Source organism: Nocardia sp. NPDC003963 (assembly GCF_053605105.1).
The window spans coordinates 16290-30141 of the sequence record NZ_JBSGIP010000046.1 but is presented as its reverse complement, the minus strand read 5'-3'; the positions used below and the strand labels follow the sequence as shown (position 1 = coordinate 30141).

Below are 13852 nucleotides of genomic sequence, written 5' to 3'. Positions count from 1 at the left end.
CATCCGGCCGAGCTTTCGGGCACGATCAGCACGGAGCACGAACTATAGAACCCGTTCTTGCACTCGAGAATCAGTCCGGACTATATTCCATACACCTGTCCAGACAGTATTGGGGTCTTTCATGAACAGTCTTCTGCCCGGCGACAGTTCTCGACTGCTGATCGGCGGCAGCCTCGTGCCCGGCGGCAGCGGCGTGTTCGACAATGTGAACCCGGCGACCGAGGAGATCATCGGCACCGCGGCCGATGCGGACGCGGCCGATATGAATGCCGCGATCGCCGCCGCCCGGACCGCCTTCGACGACACCGACTGGTCCCGCGATCACGCCTTCCGGGTGCGCTGCCTCGAACAACTGCAGGCGGGCTTGAAGGCCCACGCCGAGGAACTGCGCGAGATCACCGTCGCCGAAGTGGGCGCGCCGATCATGTTCACCAGCGGCCCCCAGCTCGAGGGGCCCGTCGAGGATCTGAGCTTCGCCACCCGGCTCGCCGCGAACTACGAATGGGAAACCGAACTGGGCGTTGCCGCGCCGATGGGTATCAGTACCCATCGGGCACTGCGGCGCGAAGCGATCGGTGTGGTCGGGGCGATCACACCGTGGAACTTCCCGCACCAGATCAACTTCGCGAAGCTGGGTCCGGCACTGGCCGCCGGCAATACGATCGTCCTCAAACCCGCCCCCGATACCCCGTGGTGCGCGGCGGCGCTGGCGTCCATCATCACCGAGGAAACCGATATACCGCCCGGCGTGGTCAATATCGTCACCTCCTCCGATCACGGCCTGGGCGCGCAACTGTCCGGCGACCCGCGTGTGGACCTGATCAGTTTCACCGGATCCACCAACACCGGCCGCGCCGTGATGGCCTCGGCCGCGGCCAACCTCAAGAAAACCTTCCTGGAGCTCGGCGGGAAATCGGCCTTCATCGTGCTCGACGACGCCGACCTCCCCACCGCGGTGAGCTACGCCGGGTTCTCACTGTGTGTGCACGCCGGCCAGGGCTGCGCGCTGTCCACCCGCCTGCTGGTGCCGCGGAACAAATACGACGAGGCACTCGAGGCCGCCGCGAACACCATGCGCGGTATCCGCCCCGGCGATCCCACGAACCCCGGCACCGTCTGCGGTCCGGTGATCTCCGACCGCCAGCGCACCCGGGTGCTCGGCTATATCGACAGTGCCCGAGCCGACGGCGGCCGGATCGTGGCCGGCGGCGGCCGCCCGGCCGAACACGACCGCGGTTTCTACGTCGAACCCACCGTCATCGCCGATCTGGACAACAGCGCCAAGGCCGCCCAGGAGGAGATCTTCGGCCCGGTGCTGGTGGTCCTGCCCTACGACGGCGACGACGACGCCATCCGGATCGCCAACGATTCCCCGTACGGCCTGTCCGGTGCGGTCTGGGGCAAGGATCCCGAGCGGATCCGCCGGGTCACCGACCGGGTGCGCACCGGAACCCTCGGTGTCAACGGCGGTATGTGGTACAGCGCCGACGCACCGTTCGGCGGATACAAACAGTCAGGCATCGGCCGGGAAATGGGTGTCGCCGGCTTCGAGGAGTACCTCGAGACCAAACTCGTCGCCACTGCGCAATAGGTGCGGAGCCGCGCCGTACGCCGCGGCGCCCCACCGCACCGTGAACGCGAAATCCCCTTCCGAACAAGCTTTCCCGATCAGCGAGGAGCACACCCCATGGCTCGTTTCACCGGCAGGACCGCCATCGTCACCGGCGCCGCCCGCGGTATCGGCGAGGTCTACGCGCAGGCGCTGGCCGCCGAGGGCGCGTCGGTCGTCGTCGCCGACCTGAACGAAGAGGGCGGCACGGCCGTCGCCGAGAAGATCGTGGCCGACGGCGGAACCGCCTCGTTCCACACCGTCGACGTCTCGGATCCGGATTCGGCCGAGGCGTTGGCCGATTTCACCGTCGAGAAGTACGGCAAGATCGATCACCTCGTGAACAACGCCGCCATCTACGGCGGCATGAAACTCGATCTGCTGCTCACCGTGCCCTGGGACTACTACAAGAAGTTCATGTCGGTGAACCTCGACGGCGCGCTGGTGATGACCCGCGCGGTCTGGGAGAACATGGCCGCGAACGGTGGCGGTTCGATCGTCAACCAGTCCTCCACGGCGGCCTGGGTGTACTCCGGCTTCTACGGTCTGGCCAAGGTCGGCGTCAACGGCCTCACCCAGCAGCTGGCCACCGAACTCGGCGGCTCCAATATCCGGGTCAACGCGATCGCGCCGGGACCCACCGATACCGAGGCCACCAAGACCACCACGCCGGAGAGCATGGTCAAGGATATGGTGAACCGGCTGCCGCTCAAGCGGATGGGCACTCCCGACGATATGGCCGGCGCGCTGCTCTACCTGCTCTCCGACGAGGCGTCCTGGGTCACCGGGCAGATCTTCTGCGTCGACGGCGGCCAGGTGATCCGCTGATGAGCGCCGACTCCGGCGCCGGCACTCGGGTGGGTTTCATCGGCCTGGGGTCGATGGGCGCGCCGATGGCCAAGAAACTGCTGGACTGGCGCGGCGGGCTCACCGTCTGCGATACCCGGGCCGAAGTCCTGGAACCGTTCACCTCGGCCGGCGCGGAGGCGGCCGAGACCGCGGCCGAAGTGGCCGCGAAATGCGGGATCGTCTGTATCGCGGTGGTCAACGATCAGCAGGTCCGGGCCGTGCTGAGCGGGGAGAACGGGGTGCTGAGCACCGCCGCGCCCGGCACCGTGGTGGCCGTGCACTCCACCATCGGCGACGAATCGGCCGTGGAATTCGCGCGGCTCTGCGCCGAACGCGGAGTGGATCTGATCGACGCACCGGTGAGCGGCGGCGCGGCGGGCGCGGACAGTGGACGGCTGGCGGTGATGATCGGCGGCAGTGCCGCGGCGGTCGACGCGGTACGCGAGCCCTTCGGCTGTTTCGCCGATATGGTCGTACACGCCGGCGAGGTCGGGGCCGGTACCCGGATGAAGCTCGCGCGTAATCTGCTGCATTTCATCTCCTTCACCGCCGCCACCGAGGCGCAGCGGCTGGCCGAGGCCGCCGGGCTCGATATCACCGTGCTGGGCAAGGTGGTCCGCCACTCCGACGCGGTGACCGGCGGAGCCGGGTCGATCATGCTGCGCGATACGACGGCCCCGATCGAGGCGGGCGATTTCTGGCTGTCGATCCTCACCCATGTCCGCGAACTCGGCGAGAAGGATCTGTCGCTCGCCCTGGATCTGGGCGGCCGGGTGGGTGCCGAGCTACCGCTGGCCGCACTGGCGCTACCCCGGTTCGGGGAGGGACTCGGCGTCGGCCAGGGTGCGGTCGCGGCCGCGCGCGACAGTGTCACACCCGCCGAGCGGGACGATGAGGCCGCCACCGGGCAGGACAGTGTTACTGCCGCTGAGCGGGAGCCTTCCGCCCCGGGCGGGACGGCCCGTGGCACCATCGCCGGGCGGCGCGATGTCACCGCTGCGACACCCCCGGGAGCCGTCGCGCAGATCGACAGTAAGGAAGACGAATAATGGCCGACGCCACTACTCTCCGCCCACTTCCCGCCGCCGAGGTCGGTACCTGGGACCGCACCGCCGATGTGGTGGTGGCCGGTTACGGGATCGCCGGGGTCTGCGCCGCCATCGAGGCCGCGCGGGCGGGCTCGCAGGTGCTGATCCTGGAACGCACCAGCGGCTGGGGCGGGGCGGCGGCGCTGGCCGGTGGTTTCATCTATCTCGGTGGCGGCACCCCGTTGCAGAAGGCGCTCGGTTTCGAGGACAGCCCGGAGAACATGGAGAAGTTCATGCTCACCGCGCTGGGCCCCGGTGCGGACGCGGCCAAGATCGCCGACTACTGCCGGGGCAGTGTCGAACACTACGAGTGGCTGGTCGCCAACGGTGTGCCCTTCAAAGCGGAGTTCTGGGGTGAGCCCGGCTGGGAGCCCCCGCACGACGAGGGCCTGATGTATTCCGGTGGCGAGAACGCCGCCCCCTTCAACACCGTCGCCGATCCGGCACCGCGCGGGCACGTCCCGCAGATGAGCAACAAGCGCACCGGTTCCAAGGGTGGCGGCTACATGCTGATGAAACCGCTCGCCGAAACCGCCGAGAAACTGGGTGTCACAGCCGAATACGATATCCGCATCCAGCGCCTCGTCGTCGACGGTGACCGGGTGGTCGGGGTGGTCGCCAAGCAATACGGCAAAGAGCTGACCATTCGCGCCGAACGCGGAGTCGTGCTGGCCACGGGCAGTTTCGCCTATCACGACCAGATGATCGAGGGGTTCGCGCCCCGGCTCATCGGCCGCCCGGGCGCCGCGATCGAGGAACACGACGGTATCGCCATCCGGGTGGCGCAGGCGCTCGGCGCGGATCTGGCCCATATGGACGCCACCGAGGTCGCGTTCTTCGGCGATCCGCAGATGATGGCGCGCGGCATCCTCGTCAACGGACGCGGTCAGCGTTACGTCCCGGAGGACACCTATCCCGGCCGGATCGGGCAGATGACCCTGTTCCACCAGGAGAACCAGGCGTATCTGATCATCGGCGAGGCCGCGTACGAGGAATCGCTGACCACCGAGACCTCGACCCCGTTCTTCCGGCAGCCGCCGACCTGGGCCGCGGAGACCGTCGCCGAACTCGAATCCGATATGGGCCTGCCCGAACTCGCTCTGCAGAGCACCGTCGAGCTGTACAACAAGCACGCGGTCGACGGCAGAGATCCGCTGCTGGGCAAGAAACAGGAGTGGACCAAACCGCTGGAAGGTCCGTTCGCGGCCTTCGATATGCGCGGATTCACCGCGGGGTTCACCCTCGGTGGTCTGCGCACGGATCTGGATTCGCGGGTGCTGCACGTGAGCGGGGAGCCCATCCCCGGACTGTTCGCGGCGGGCCGGTGCACCTCCGGCGTCTGCGCGGGCGGTTACGCCAGCGGGACCTCGCTGGGCGACGGCAGTTTCTACGGCCGCCGGGCCGGGATTGCGGCCGCGAAGAACTGAAACGGTACATTCAGACACATGTCCGAAGGTGAACCCCTCGTCGTCGAAGCGACTCGCCGGCGCCTGTCCGCGAAACAGGCCGATACGGTCGACAAACTGACGAAGGCCGCGGTGGAGGTGCTCACCCGCGAGGGGTTCGCCGGGATGACCATCCGGATGGTCGCCGCCGCGGCCGGTGTCGGGACCGCCACCGCCTACACCTATTTCTCGTCGAAAGAGCATCTGGTCGCCGAGATCTTCTGGCGGCGCCTGGTGGCGGCGCATTCCCCGGTCAGCGAGGACCCCGATCCCATCATCCGGGTGGTGGCCGAACTGCGATCCATCGCGATGCTGGTCGCCGACGACCAAGAGGTATCCGGGGCGGTCACCAGCGCCATGCTCGGCCGCGACCCCGATGTGGCGCATCTGCGCGCCCGGATCGGCCTGGAGATCCGGACCCGGATCGAACGCGCCCTGGGACCCGATCCGGATCCCGAAGTGGTGGTATCGCTCGAGCTCGTCTACGCGGGCGCGCTGGTCCGGGCCGGTATGGGTTATGCCTCCTACGCCGATATCGCCGATCTCATCGAGAAATCCGCGCTGTTGATTCTGCGCTGAGCACCGGAAAGAAGCTTCGAACAATGATGAACAACCGCCCCAAGCAACTCGATTCGTCGCTGGTGCCGACTGTCATCAAGTACATGTCCAAGGTCAACACCTGGGCCTACCGGAAAACCGGGGGGCGGCTCGGCGGCACCTGGCGCGTCGGGGCGGGCCTGCGCAAACCGGTACCCACCCTGCTGCTCGACCACACCGGCCGCAAATCGGGTAAGCAGTTCACGGCGCCGCTGCTGTATCTGCGCGACGACGCGAATATCGTCGTGGTCGCCTCGCAGGGCGGGCTGCCGAAGAACCCCCAGTGGTACTACAACCTCGTCGCGCAGCCGGACACCACCGTGCAGATCGGCAAGGACCGGATCCCGGTGCGTGCCCGCCTCGCCGACGATGCCGAACGCGACCGGCTGTGGCCGAAACTGCTGGAACTGTACGCGGATTTCGACAACTACCAGTCGTGGACCGACCGCCGGATCCCGATATTCGTGCTGGTCCCGCGCACCCTCTGACAGTTCCGGGGTCCGGCCGCGCGCCGGTGCGGCAGCCTGTGTGGGCAGGGCACAGGCCATAGGACGAGGCCCACTCGGACACCCACCACCTCAGGGTCGGGGATCGGGAACGCATTCCGAGAAGCCGATAGGCGATCACCTGGATCGAGGTGACCGCCTATCGGCTTTCGCGCGTTGCTGTCTCAGGGCTGCACGGGGACGTTGGCCCGTTCGGCACCCACGGTGGTGTCGGATCCGTGACCCGTGTGCACCACGGTCTCCTCCGGCAGTCCGAACAGCCGCTCGTTGATGGAGGCGAGGATGGTCGGGTAGTCGGAATAGGACCGGCCGGTGGCGCCCGGGCCACCCTCGAACAACGTATCGCCGCTGAACACCTCGCCGTTCTCGGCCAGATAGAGGCAGCACGATCCCGGCGAATGTCCCGGTGTGTGCAGGACCCGCAACTCCGCACCACCGACCCGGAACACCTCGCCGTCGGTGAGCGGGCGGTATTCGACACCGGGATGGGTCTGCTGCCAGAGCACATCGTCGTCGGGATGCAGGAAGATCGGCGCACCCGTCGCCGCCGACAGCGTCGGCGCCACGGTCACGTGATCGTTGTGCGCGTGCGTGCACACGACAGCGGTCACCCGCCGGCCGGCGACTGCGTCGAGTATCGGCCCGGCATCGTGCGCGGCGTCGATGATCAGCACTTCGCTGTCGTCACCGACGAGCCAGATATTGTTCGCCACATCCCAGCAGCCGCCGTCGAGGCAGAACTGCCCCTCGGTGACGATCCGTTCGACCCGGGCGCTCACAGCACCACCACCGAACGCAGTACCTGTCCGCCGTGCATGGTGTGGAACGCCTGTTCCACCGCGTCCAGGCCGATCCGCTCGGTCACGAATTTGTCCAGCGGCAACCGGCCCTGCCGGTACAGGTCGATCAGCATCGGGAAATCCCGCTCCGGCAGGCAGTCCCCGTACCAGGACGATTTCAGCGAGCCACCGCGGCTGAAGAAATCGATCAGCGGCATCTCCAGTGTCATATCGGGAGTCGGCACCCCGACCAGCACCACGGTGCCCGCCAGATCACGTGCGTAGAAGGCCCGCTTCCAGGTTTCCGGGCGGCCGACCGCGTCGATCACCACATCGGCACCGAAGCCGTCGGTGAGATCCTGGATCGCGGTGACCGCGTCGGTGGCGGATGCGTCGACGATATGGGTCGCGCCGAGTTCACGCGCCCAATCGAGTTTCCGGGCGTCGGTATCCACCGCGATGATGGTGCCTGCCCCGGCCAGCCGGGCGCCGGCGATCGCGGCATCACCGACACCGCCGCAGCCGAGCACCGCCACCGAATCGCCACGGCCGACGTTTCCGGTGTTCACCGCCGCGCCGAGACCGGCCATCACGCCGCAGCCGAGCAGTCCGGCCACGGCCGGATCGGTCTCCGGGTCGACCTTCGTGCACTGGCCCTCGTGGACCAGGGTCTTATCGGCGAAGGCGCCGATTCCGAGCGCTGGGGTGAGTTCGGTGCCGTCCTCGAGGGTCATCGGCACACTGGCGTTGAAAGTGTCGAAGCAGTACCAGGGGCGGCCGCGCTTACACGCGCGGCACCGGCCGCATACCGCGCGCCAGTTCAGGATCACGAAATCGCCCGGTTCGACATGGGTGACCGCCGGGCCCACTGTTTCCACCACACCCGCGGCCTCGTGTCCGAGCAGGAACGGGAACTCGTCGTTGATCCCGCCCTCGCGGTAGGTCAGATCGGTGTGGCAGACCCCGCACGCCTGGATCTTCACCACCACGTCCCTGGGCCCCGGATCCGGAACGACGATCGGGACCAACTCGACCGGGGCACCGGAACTGCGGGCGATGACACCTCGAACCTGCTGTGGCACAGCATCTCCTCTCGGGCGGTAATGCGGTAATGCGCGATACCGCATACGTTATCCGTCCGAGCGGCGCCCCGGGCAGTGCCCCGCGCGCTCGGGGCGGCGATCAGCAACGAACCAGCGGCCCGGACGCAGTGTGGCGGCGCACCCACCGGGTGCGCCGCCACACTGTCGGCAAACTCTCAGAGAACTCCCCAGGCCTGCAGCAGATAGGTCACATTGGCGGCGATGGAAGTGACGACATTCGCCAGATTCAGGGCCGCGGAACCGGCTTCGATCATTTCTTCTCTTCTTTCTCATCCGTCCCGACCGGCGCCAAGGTACCGACGAAGAAGGAGACGGGCAAACGATCGATTACCGCAACAGCGGCCGCCGACCGCCCCGGCAGGACACCGGAAATCGGGTAACCACGTGTCCGTAAAACTGACCAGACACGTGTCCCACTCAGTGCGCAACGGAACCCCGCGAGCCACGCGACCGCGTGATTCGAGAGTTCCGCGAGCGGAAAAACGACAGCGCGCCGGATCAGCCGGCGATACCCGGTTCGGGTTCGGGTCCGGGCCCGTCGGCCCGCAACTTGAGCAGCGTCAACCCCGCGGTACACGCCAGGATGAGACCGATCACACTGATCACCACATGAAGGGTGCCGATACCGAAAGCCGCCGCGCCCAGCCCGCCGGCGAAGACCAGCCAGCCCAGCACTCTGCCCACGGTCACACCCGCACCACCCGATACAGGATCCGCCGCCGGCTCCGGGGCCGCCGCTGCGGCGGACCCCTCCGCCACGTCCGGCAGGTCGGTGGTGGTCTGGTCTCCCATCATCTACTCCTCGATGGCGCCGATCCGGAAATCGTTTCGCGCCTACCACTTCAGTGCATAGTCACCGAGAACACTCGATGCCTCATGCGTCACTTCGGCAACATACGCTACGACCACAACTCGAAGATTGTTACGCGACACAAGCCCACGACACGCGGCTGATATCAATTCGATACCTGATACGTACCCCTTCCGCGCCGTTCTACACCCGGTAACCAGCACGATCCGCCGACGTGGGGCTAGTTCTCACCGGCACGCTCAATTAAGGTTGGGCCACTGACATATCACAGGAGCGTCACCGATGGAGAGCAAAACGAAGGTCGCCGGGCCGCTGGCGGCCGCCGGGGCGGTTTCCCTCGGGCTGGTGCTCATCGGCGCGTGCGGTATCGGCCAGGAGGACACCTACGTGCCACCACCGCCGATCCGCTCGGGCCCGCAGGCCGCCGAACCGGCGCAGTTCACCGGTGAACCCTCCACCAGCGTCGCGAAGGTTCTGATACCGCCGTCACCGACCTGGCGGATGGCCCCCGAACCGCCGCCGCGGCGCACTCTTCCGCCGGAGTACCAGATCTCGGTCACCGCCTCCACCGGTCCCGGATCCGAGCCCACGACCGGCGAAACCACCCGGCGGGTCACCCTGTCGGCGACCCCGGATCCGTCCGCCCCGGCCGAGCCCGGCTGGACCACCGCCTCGCTGCCGAGCCCGCCGATCGAGCCGGCGCATACCGAATCACCGGTCCCCGCACCGGTTCCGACGAGTGTGATCGTCGCCCCGGACCCGATGGAACCCGGTGCTCCGGCACCGGCCGGTCCCGAACCCGTCGAACCCGCACCCGTCGAACCCGCCGCGGCGACACCTCCCGCGGCCGAACCGCAGGCGGCACCGGACGATCGGGCGGCACCGGAAACCGGTCCTGCCGAGAGCACCTCGGCCGAGCCCTCGCCCACGCCGCTACCCGAGGTGTCCGCCGCGCCCCGGGCAGCCGGGCCGGCCACGGAATCGACCACACCGGAGGCCACCCCGGAATCCGGCCCGGAGGTCCCGGTGCCCACCATCACCCTTCCACCCGGTAGCCGTATCCGGTGACGACCCGTAAACCGGTACGGCGGCCGGTGAACCTTCAGCGCTCGGCGTAGACGACCGACCGCTGGGCGGCGGCGATCATCGGCCGCAGCGCGTTGGTGAAACCCTCGGCACCCACCGCCGCGATCTCGACGTCCTTGCCCGTATGGATCACGTAGCGGCCGTCCGCGGAGATATCCACCCAGCACAGCACACCGAACGGCGCCGGACCGGTGGCACGGTGCACCGATACCACGATCTGGCCGATACCGTCGCGCGGTTGCCTGAGCCGCTTGCGGATACGAGTCGGCACCGCGGGCCCGGACACGGGGACGGTGACCCGGTCCCGGCCGTCCTCGACGACCTCGGACCGTGGGGCGCGCAACCGTTCGCCGGTACCGGCGGGCGCGGCCGGTAGTGCCGCGATCACGCGTACCGGCAGGGATGTGCCGGCACCCGCGACGATCCGCAGTTCCCCGCCCCGATCCGGACACTCGCCCGGACGTTGGGTGGCGACCACCCCGATCCGGCCCGTCGAGGCACCGAGCACCCGTACAGCCGGAGCGCCGCCGCCGTCCTGCCCGAACACGGCCACGCTCACCTCGGGACCGGCCAGTACGCGCAGCGCGGCTTCCAGGTCGGCGTCGAGGGTGCTGTCGCACCACTGCCGCAGGGCGGGCAACTGCGCGGCCCGCTCGGCGGAATCACGAGCCGACAGACGTACCGCCAGCGGATAGGGAATACGGTCGCCGACGGTCTGTTGCCAGGCGAGGGCGAACTGATCCGGGGTCAGGATCCAGTTCACTCCTCTTCGGTCCACTCACCCAGAACCGGCGGGGTGGTGGGGTCCAGGGCGCCGATCAACTGCCCGGCCGGTTCACCGGGCTCCAGATAGGTGAGATCGTCGTCGACGAAATGGAGATCGTCCTCGACCGGTTCGGAACGCTGCAGGCGCGGCGCGACCGGGGTGCTCGACCGGACGGTATCCGCCGCCATGGCGCCGCCCATCATGCCGCCGATCGCCCCCGCGCCCATCCCGGTGACGGCCTCACCACCCGAATGGCGCTGCTGCTCGTCGCGGGAACGTTCCTGATCGCTGTTCGCCCCCGCCGGGCGCACCGGAGCGGTGAGCGGGGGGACGCCCGCCACCGTCGCGACCACCGTCGGGGGGCTCCCGGACGGAATCGGGGCCGGGGCGGCCGGGGCGGCGGGCATTGTGGCCGGCGGGGTGGCGGCCGCGGCGGCCGTGGTCTCCGCCGGCACACCGTCCGGGGTGACGCCCGGGGAGTCGGGTCCGGCAGCGGTGTACGCGACCACCGGGCGGCTCGGTTCCGCCGGGGCCGCCGGATCATCGGGGCCGGACGGCGCCGGCTGCTCTCCCGCCGTGGTCGGGGCGGCGGGTACGGCGACGACGGGGCGCTGCCCCACCACACCTTCCGGATCGGCAGCCGCGGGCGCCACCGGTACGGTCCCGGCCGGAAGGTCGCTGCCGGGTACCGAATCCGGCAGGTCGGGGAAGGCCGGAACCTGGGTGCCGGTGGGGATGAAGGCACCTGTGTAGACGCTGTCCATCACCCGGACCACATCGGCGCGATCGTCGTCGACCTGCCGCTGGACCGCGATATTGCCGGTGGCCGCGTGCGGATCCAGTAGCGCCGCGGCGAGATCCGGCTCGGTGCCGACGGGTTCGGGAACCGCCGCACGCAGTGTTTCCGCGGCGTCTCCGGCCCGGCCCAGTCGCTGCCCGACCGTCGCGAGCACATCGGCGAGGTGGCGCCCGGCGGCCTCGAAATCGCGGACCGCCGCGGTGGCCAGACCCGCCGCCGAACCGCGCCAGCCGTCGGCGATGGCACCGCGGATCTCGGTATGTGCCTGCGCCACCGCATCGGTGAGACCGGTCGCGGCATCCTGCCAGGTCTGACCGCCGGTCTGCAGCACCGACGGATTCAGCGCGGCCACACCGGCATGGATCTGCTGATGGGTGAGGTTGTCGAAGACCTCGACGGTGGGGGCGTATTCGGGGTCGACGCGGTAGTGGACACCGCGTCCCCCTACCCGGGGTAGTTCACGCACCGGGTACCCCCGCCGGTTCGGTAGCGGCGCCCAGGGTCGCGGCCACGCCGGTATCGGCCTCGTGATAGGCCGCCGCGGCGGTTCGGAAGGTATGTGCGAACTGCCGGGCCGCCGCGGAGTACCGGCGCAGCGCCGCGATCGCGTCGGTGGCCTTGCCCTCGAACCCGGCCCGCAACGCCGCGCCCGAATCGAATCCCCCGAAACCGGGCAGCGATACCGCGGCGGTGAGTGTTTCGATCTGCGCGTCCACCTGGTCGGCGAGTTGTTCGTAGCGCAGTGCGCACCGCTCCGGCGCGCCCTCGGCCACGAGTACTCCGTCGATCCACAGCTGCCCGTCTTCGACGGCGGAATCGAGCGTGGTGATCGTATTCGGCTGCATCGCGTCCCCCTCTCCTGCTCCGCTGTCACACAGCGTATTTCACGGTCGTCGCACCGGCCCCGCGACGATCTCCTGCGTCCACTGCACGATATCCGCCGTCACCCGGGCGCGCACGCGCTCGTGCAGCAGATCGTGCCCGGCATCGGCGTATTCGCGCAGTTCCACCGAGTCGCGCCCGCGCGCCCAGGTACGGACCGGATCGATAGGCGCGCGGCGGTCGTCGGCCCCGTGTACGGCCAGCACCGGGGGCAACCGCGGCGCGGCGGCACCGGAACGGTCGTCGAGCGCTCGCGACGGCGTACCGCACAGCACCAGACCGGCCGGGAGATCCGGCGGCAGCGCTGGATCCGCCGGGACAGCCGGGTCGAGGGCGGGCGGGGCGGCGCCCAGCGCGGCGAGGGCGGTGATCGCCCCCAGCGAATGGCCCATCAGCGTCAACGGGAGTCGCGGTTCCCGGGCGCGGGCGAGAACGAAGAATCCGGCCGCGTCGGCGACGAGATCGGCCAGCACCGGGCGCGCGGCGGGATCGCCTTCACTGAGGCCCTGGCCGGCGGGGTCCAGCACCCAGACGGCGATACCGGCTTCGTTCAGCTGCCGGGCGAACTCGTGGTAGTGCCCACTGTGCTGACCCGAGCCGGGGAGCAGCACCAGACCGGCCGTGGCTCCCTCGACCGGCCGGTCCCGATAGTGCAGGCGACCACGAACGCCGTCGAAGAAACCCATGCCCGGATTCTGGCAAAGATTCCCCGCCCGGTGGGGCGCCACGGTGCCGGAGCGCCGGACGGGGGCAGCGCGGCGGGTCACCGCCCGGCGATCGGATCAGGCGGGAGCGGGCGCGGGGGCCGGCTCCGTATTCGGCGCGGGCGCAGGTGCGGGCGCCGGGGCACCGGGTCCCGCGGGCGCCGACTGCGGTGTGGGTTCGGGCGCCGGGGCGGGCTGCTCGGGTACCGGGAACATGCCGACCGTGGGGGTCATCACACAGAGCGCGCCGGGGTAGTCGATGGTGCCCCACATGGATGCGAGAACGGTGCCGGGACCGCTGTCCACCGTCTTGGACAGCGACGGGGTGCCGAATTCGGTCTTATCGTCGAGCATCGCGATACCGCTGCGCCCGTTGTTGATATTGATCCAGGCGACCACCAGGCCGGAGGCCTGCGGGATACCGGGGTGCCCGGGGGTGGCGTGGAAGGTCAGTGTGCCGGGCCGGCCGGAGATATTGGCGCTGGGACCGTTGGCGGTACCGGCCGCGACGATGGTGGTGATCGGTCCGTTGCTGCCGCAGCCGAAGGTGGGGGCCGCGTAGACGAAAGGGGTGTACAGGCCGATGGTGCTGACGTGGTCGGCCACGTAGTCGGTGTAGTCACCCAGCGCCTGCACACCGGCCCGGTTCTCGGGCCGGTCGGCGGTCTGCTCGGTGAGCGCCTGCATCGCCGTTTCGGCCGGGGTGGGCGCGGGGGCGGCCGCGGCCGGGGTGAAGGTCAGCGCTGCACTGATACCGAGGGCGGCTGCCGTGGCCGCGGTGCGCGCGACGATTTTGTTGTCCACTGCTGCTGACTCCCTATATCCGAT

At 69.1% G+C, this 13852-nt stretch carries 14 protein-coding genes and 1 pseudogene; 7 read left to right on the top strand and 8 right to left on the bottom strand.

Annotated features, from left to right (window positions below; translation table 11 throughout):
* The first annotated feature begins 121 nt into the window (after positions 1-121).
* The 6 genes and pseudogenes from ACWEWT_RS33580 to ACWEWT_RS33555 all read left to right on the top strand — a co-directional run bounded on the left by ACWEWT_RS33580 (position 122) and on the right by ACWEWT_RS33555 (position 6076).
* Positions 122-1591, top strand: coding sequence for an aldehyde dehydrogenase (locus ACWEWT_RS33580; protein ID WP_452564874.1), 1470 nt, complete (start codon positions 122-124; stop codon positions 1589-1591).
* A 96-nt stretch (positions 1592-1687) separates the two neighbouring features.
* Entirely contained in the window at positions 1688-2437 is a 750-nt protein-coding gene (locus tag ACWEWT_RS33575) for an SDR family oxidoreductase (protein WP_452564873.1), read from the top strand.
* A pseudogene (locus ACWEWT_RS33570) lies at positions 2437-3318 on the top strand (NAD(P)-dependent oxidoreductase); the annotation flags it as partial. The gene ACWEWT_RS33575 and the pseudogene ACWEWT_RS33570, both read left to right, overlap by 1 nt.
* A 188-nt stretch (positions 3319-3506) precedes the next feature.
* Complete coding sequence (locus ACWEWT_RS33565) at positions 3507-4973, top strand: FAD-dependent oxidoreductase (RefSeq protein ID WP_452564872.1); 1467 nt, start codon at positions 3507-3509, stop codon at positions 4971-4973.
* 18 nt (positions 4974-4991) lie between these two features.
* Positions 4992-5570 (top strand): TetR/AcrR family transcriptional regulator, encoded by a 579-nt coding sequence (locus ACWEWT_RS33560; RefSeq protein ID WP_452564871.1) that lies wholly within the window; start codon positions 4992-4994, stop codon positions 5568-5570.
* Between the two features lie 23 nt (positions 5571-5593).
* Positions 5594-6076: a nitroreductase family deazaflavin-dependent oxidoreductase gene (locus ACWEWT_RS33555; protein ID WP_452564870.1), complete on the top strand. Its 483-nt coding sequence runs from the start codon at positions 5594-5596 to the stop codon at positions 6074-6076.
* Positions 6077-6258: 182 nt separating this feature from the next.
* Here ACWEWT_RS33555 and ACWEWT_RS33550 read toward each other — a convergent pair whose 3' ends face one another.
* The 3 genes from ACWEWT_RS33550 to ACWEWT_RS33540 form a co-directional block, all read right to left on the bottom strand.
* Positions 6259-6873: an MBL fold metallo-hydrolase gene (locus ACWEWT_RS33550; RefSeq protein WP_452564869.1), complete on the bottom strand. Its 615-nt coding sequence runs from the start codon at positions 6871-6873 to the stop codon at positions 6259-6261.
* A complete protein-coding gene (locus tag ACWEWT_RS33545; RefSeq protein WP_452564868.1) occupies positions 6870-7955 on the bottom strand; it encodes an S-(hydroxymethyl)mycothiol dehydrogenase in 1086 nt (361 codons plus the stop codon). Before ACWEWT_RS33545 ends, ACWEWT_RS33550 begins: the two co-directional genes overlap by 4 nt.
* 519 nt (positions 7956-8474) lie before the next feature.
* Positions 8475-8771: a hypothetical protein gene (locus tag ACWEWT_RS33540; protein WP_452564867.1), complete on the bottom strand. Its 297-nt coding sequence runs from the start codon at positions 8769-8771 to the stop codon at positions 8475-8477.
* A gap of 298 nt (positions 8772-9069) precedes the next feature.
* Here ACWEWT_RS33540 and ACWEWT_RS33535 point away from each other — a divergent pair, with 298 nt between their 5' ends.
* The gene (locus ACWEWT_RS33535; protein ID WP_452564866.1) at positions 9070-9855 is read left to right on the top strand and encodes a hypothetical protein; all 786 of its coding nucleotides are present in this window, start codon (positions 9070-9072) and stop codon (positions 9853-9855) included.
* 34 nt (positions 9856-9889) lie between these two features.
* On the opposite strand, the gene ACWEWT_RS33530 is transcribed toward ACWEWT_RS33535, so the two are convergent.
* From ACWEWT_RS33530 to ACWEWT_RS33510, 5 genes are all read right to left on the bottom strand, one after another.
* The gene (locus tag ACWEWT_RS33530) at positions 9890-10636 is read right to left on the bottom strand and encodes an ESX secretion-associated protein EspG (protein WP_452564865.1); all 747 of its coding nucleotides are present in this window, start codon (positions 10634-10636) and stop codon (positions 9890-9892) included.
* The gene (locus ACWEWT_RS33525; protein ID WP_452564864.1) at positions 10633-11904 is read right to left on the bottom strand and encodes a PPE domain-containing protein; all 1272 of its coding nucleotides are present in this window, start codon (positions 11902-11904) and stop codon (positions 10633-10635) included. Before ACWEWT_RS33525 ends, ACWEWT_RS33530 begins: the two co-directional genes overlap by 4 nt.
* Positions 11897-12283, bottom strand: a complete 387-nt coding sequence (locus ACWEWT_RS33520; protein WP_452564863.1) for a hypothetical protein — start codon at positions 12281-12283, stop codon at positions 11897-11899. Before ACWEWT_RS33520 ends, ACWEWT_RS33525 begins: the two co-directional genes overlap by 8 nt.
* Positions 12284-12322: 39 nt before the next feature.
* Positions 12323-13006 (bottom strand): alpha/beta hydrolase, encoded by a 684-nt coding sequence (locus tag ACWEWT_RS33515; RefSeq protein WP_452564862.1) that lies wholly within the window; start codon positions 13004-13006, stop codon positions 12323-12325.
* A 96-nt stretch (positions 13007-13102) separates the two neighbouring features.
* Positions 13103-13828, bottom strand: a complete 726-nt coding sequence (locus ACWEWT_RS33510; protein WP_452564861.1) for a hypothetical protein — start codon at positions 13826-13828, stop codon at positions 13103-13105.
* Positions 13829-13852 lie beyond the last annotated feature (24 nt).

Coding starts and splice junctions, on each gene's coding strand:
- ACWEWT_RS33580 (WP_452564874.1), top strand. CDS start 122: ATGAACAGTCTTCTGCCCGGCGACAGTTCTCGACTGCTGATCGGCGGC.
- ACWEWT_RS33575 (WP_452564873.1), top strand. CDS start 1,688: ATGGCTCGTTTCACCGGCAGGACCGCCATCGTCACCGGCGCCGCCCGC.
- ACWEWT_RS33565 (WP_452564872.1), top strand. CDS start 3,507: ATGGCCGACGCCACTACTCTCCGCCCACTTCCCGCCGCCGAGGTCGGT.
- ACWEWT_RS33560 (WP_452564871.1), top strand. CDS start 4,992: ATGTCCGAAGGTGAACCCCTCGTCGTCGAAGCGACTCGCCGGCGCCTG.
- ACWEWT_RS33555 (WP_452564870.1), top strand. CDS start 5,594: ATGATGAACAACCGCCCCAAGCAACTCGATTCGTCGCTGGTGCCGACT.
- ACWEWT_RS33540 (WP_452564867.1), bottom strand. CDS start 8,771: ATGATGGGAGACCAGACCACCACCGACCTGCCGGACGTGGCGGAGGGG.
- ACWEWT_RS33535 (WP_452564866.1), top strand. CDS start 9,070: ATGGAGAGCAAAACGAAGGTCGCCGGGCCGCTGGCGGCCGCCGGGGCG.
- ACWEWT_RS33520 (WP_452564863.1), bottom strand. CDS start 12,283: ATGCAGCCGAATACGATCACCACGCTCGATTCCGCCGTCGAAGACGGG.
- ACWEWT_RS33515 (WP_452564862.1), bottom strand. CDS start 13,006: ATGGGTTTCTTCGACGGCGTTCGTGGTCGCCTGCACTATCGGGACCGG.